Source organism: Clavibacter lycopersici (genome assembly GCF_003576405.1).
GTDB lineage: Bacteria > Actinomycetota > Actinomycetes > Actinomycetales > Microbacteriaceae > Clavibacter > Clavibacter lycopersici.
The window spans coordinates 1-3299 of record NZ_QWGT01000276.1 but is presented as its reverse complement, the minus strand read 5'-3'; the positions used below and the strand labels follow the sequence as shown (position 1 = coordinate 3299).

7 protein-coding genes are annotated in these 3299 nt (G+C 73.7%); all 7 read left to right on the top strand.

The features are described from left to right. Positions 1 to 12: 12 nt before the first annotated feature. Positions 13 to 228: a c-type cytochrome gene (locus DZG00_RS17555; protein ID WP_233550146.1), complete on the top strand. Its 216-nt coding sequence runs from the start codon at positions 13 to 15 to the stop codon at positions 226 to 228. 151 nt (positions 229 to 379) lie between these two features. After that, on the top strand, positions 380 to 691 hold the full coding sequence (locus tag DZG00_RS13785; protein WP_119382356.1) for a hypothetical protein: 312 nt from the start codon (positions 380 to 382) through the stop codon (positions 689 to 691). A 1-nt stretch (position 692) separates the two neighbouring features. Next, positions 693 to 848: a hypothetical protein gene (locus DZG00_RS17185; protein ID WP_199688942.1), complete on the top strand. Its 156-nt coding sequence runs from the start codon at positions 693 to 695 to the stop codon at positions 846 to 848. 102 nt (positions 849 to 950) lie between these two features. Beyond that, positions 951 to 1235, top strand: a complete 285-nt coding sequence (locus DZG00_RS13780) for a hypothetical protein (protein WP_119382357.1) — start codon at positions 951 to 953, stop codon at positions 1233 to 1235. Positions 1236 to 1237: 2 nt separating this feature from the next. Next, positions 1238 to 1528: a hypothetical protein gene (locus DZG00_RS13775; protein WP_233549094.1), complete on the top strand. Its 291-nt coding sequence runs from the start codon at positions 1238 to 1240 to the stop codon at positions 1526 to 1528. 55 nt (positions 1529 to 1583) lie between these two features. Further along, the gene (locus tag DZG00_RS13770) at positions 1584 to 2480 is read left to right on the top strand and encodes a glucose 1-dehydrogenase (RefSeq protein WP_119382359.1); all 897 of its coding nucleotides are present in this window, start codon (positions 1584 to 1586) and stop codon (positions 2478 to 2480) included. A gap of 129 nt (positions 2481 to 2609) precedes the next feature. Then, positions 2610 to 3299, top strand: a 690-nt coding sequence (locus tag DZG00_RS13765) for a hypothetical protein (RefSeq protein ID WP_119455735.1), incomplete at its 3' end; no start/stop codon positions are given.

The following is a 3299-nucleotide window of genomic DNA, read 5'->3' as shown; positions in this document are numbered from 1 at the left end:
TCCGCGCAGACCATCGACGAGGGCCAGAAGCTCTTCGGCTCGAACTGCGCCACCTGCCACGGCATGGACGCCACCGGCGGCGGGATCCGCGGCGTCCGCACGCGGGTCGGCGCGGGCGTCGACGAGCGTCGGATCGGAGGGGAGGGAGGCGTGCGGGGAGAGGGTCATGGGTCCTTCGTCGGTTCGATGGGGAGCCGTGTCCGGGTCACGAGCACCGTGCGCAGTTAGGCAAGGCTCACCTAATATGAAGGCGCTCGGACGGGAACGCAACCCGGCCGACGCCGACTCGCGGGGACCCTCCGCGAGGCGATGTCGCGACCCCGTTTCGGGGGCATCGGCGCTCGGGTCACCCGTGACGGCGGCTCGTAGGCTGGGGATCATGAGCGACCGAGACGACCAGGCAGACGGCATCCGCACCGGGCGCGGACCCGGCGATCCCGACGGGCTGGTGACCGTCGACGACGTGGTCTCCGGCGACGACGCTCCGGCGGGTGTCGGCGACGCGGTCCGCGAGCCCGACGGCACGGCCTACGGGCACGAGGAGGAGGACACCCTCGAGGTGGAGGACGCGGATCCCGCGAGCGCCGAGTACCCCGAGGTCCCCGACAACCGGTCCGTCACCGCCGCCGACTCGCACATGAGCGCGCCCGCCGACGACGCCACCGGCCACGTCGACCCAGAGGGCCGCTGACGTGACGGATCCCGTAGCCGCCGACACCCCGCGCCGCCCGCTCGCCGAGCCCGCGCCCATCGACGCCGACTCGGTCGCCGAGGTCGAGGAGGCTGCGCAGGAGGACGCCCGCGAGGACGAGCCCGACCCGTTCGGCGAGGGGCCCGACGACCAGTGATCCGTGCCGGGACGCGCCGTCGTGACGCGACCCGGGTCCCGCACATGCGCGTTGCCTGAACGCCGCCACACAGCCCTGGGGGCCGAGCGTAGCGTCGGACGCATGGACACCGACGACCCGCGCCTCCAGCCCGCGGACACCTCAGACACACGCCAGGACAAGGACTTCATCTCGCCGAGCGAGGACGACACGCAGGTGAAGCAGGAGCAGCAGATCACCGAGAGCGAGGGCGTCTCCGACGACGTCCCGGCCGCCGCGGACGACGTGCAGGTGCTCCCCGGATCCGGCGGACCCGACGACGTCGGCGAGGTCGACGTCGACCCCGACGAGCTGAACCTCAGCGGTGACTCGATCCCCGGCCACCCCAAGCCCGAGGCCGGTGAGTGATCGTGACCGACGCCACCAGCACCACCCCCGGCGACGACGCCACCGGTGACGACACCGCGCTCGACGCGGCCGGCATGGACAAGGAGACGGTCGTGAACGATGCCGTCGCCGGCGAGACCGTCCTCGCCGAGACCGACGAGCCCGTCGAGGAACCGGACGACGACGCCGTCATGGCCGCCGACGCCGAGCCCACCGCCGACGCCCTCGGGGTCGACGGCGAGGCCGAGCCGGTGCTCGCCGAGAACGACCTCGCCGGCCAGGACATCGACCTGGACGACACCCCGCCGAGCTGATCCGCCCGGCACCCGCACGCATCCCGCACCGCACACGCACCGCACGAGGAGACACATGAGCATCGACCAGTACACGTTCCAGGACCCGACGAAGATGTACGCCGACATCGACCCGACCGCCCAGCAGCAGGACGGCCCGGGCCTCGACGCCGACCTGGACGAGACCGCCGACCGCGGCGAGAAGACGTACCGCGGATCGAACCGCCTCGAGGGACGCAAGGCCCTCGTGACCGGCGCCGACTCCGGCATCGGCGCGGCCGTCGCCATCGCCTACGCCCGTGAGGGCGCGGACGTCGCCCTCTCGTACCTGCCCGAGGAGGAGGAGGACGCGAAGAAGGTCGTCGCCCTCATCGAGGAGGCCGGACGGAAGGCCGTCGCGATCCCCGGCGACATCTCCACCGCGGAGTTCAGCCGCGAGCTCGTGGAGCGCGCCGTCGAGGGCCTCGGCGGACTCGACATCCTCGTCAACAACGCCGGCAAGCAGCAGAACGTCGACGCGCTCGAGGACATCTCGGACGAGGAGTTCGACCTCACCTTCAAGACCAACGTCTACGCGATGTTCTGGATCACGAAGGCCGCGCTGCCGCACCTCAAGCCCGGTTCGTCGATCATCAACACGTCGTCGATCCAGGCCTACGCGCCGTCGCCGAACCTCGTGCACTACGCCACGACCAAGGCCTCGATCAACGCGTTCTCGAAGGGCCTCGCCGGCCAGCTCGCGCCCAAGGGCATCCGCGTCAACGTGGTCGCGCCCGGCCCGATCTGGACCCCGCTGCAGACCGCGGGCGGCCAGCCCGCCGACGCGCTGCCCGAGTTCGGCGAGCAGACCCCGCTCGGCCGCGCCGGCCAGCCCGCCGAGCTCGCGCCCGCGTACGTGTTCCTCGCCTCCAACGAGTCGAGCTACGTGATCGGCGAGACGCTCAACGTCAACGGCGGCATGCCGACGCCGTAGCGGACCGCGCCTCCGGGCGCGTCGCACGGATCGCACCACCCGACGCCCGGGCCGACCAGCAGGTCGGTCCGGGCGTCGTCGCATCCGCCGCGCCGGGTCATGCGGACGGCACCGGAATAGGGTCGGGAGATGACCGACATCCCGGCCCGCACCGGCGGGAACGTCCTCGCAGGGCTCGTCTCCGCCGTCCGCCTCGTGCGCCGGCCGCGGCCGCTCCATCCGCACGGCGTCGCCCTCTCGGGGACGATGACGCCCGTCGCCGGACGCGCGCCGTCGGGGCTCGCCTGGCTCGACGGGCTCGACGCGCCCCTCGACGTCCACGCACGCTTCTCGCGCGGCGGCGGCCTCCCGGCGGCCCTGCCCGACGTGCTCGGGCTCGCGCTGCGGATCCCGGACGGCGGCGGCGCGACGGTCGACGTGCTGCTCGCATCCACCGGCATCTCGCAGACGGGCCGCTTCCTGCTCGCGCCGCGGCGCGCCCTCTCCGGAGCGCGGCTCACCACGCTCATGCCGTACCGCGGATCCGCCGGGCCCGTGCTCATCGGCGTGCTGGCGGACGCCGACCCGCCCCTGCCCGCCGACACCCGCGAGCTGGCGCGGGCGCTCGCCTTGCGTCCCGTCCGGATGCGGCTGGTCCACGCGACCCCGCGCGGCCGGTGGCACGTCGCGGCGCGGATCGAGCTGACGCACGACGCCGACGGACCGCTCGACACGGCGACGCGCGCGGATCCCGTGCTCGCGGCCCCGCCCGGCGACACGACGTACCCGTGGGCCCGTCGCCTGCGCGCCGCCGGCTACCGCGCGGCGCGTCGCGGCGTG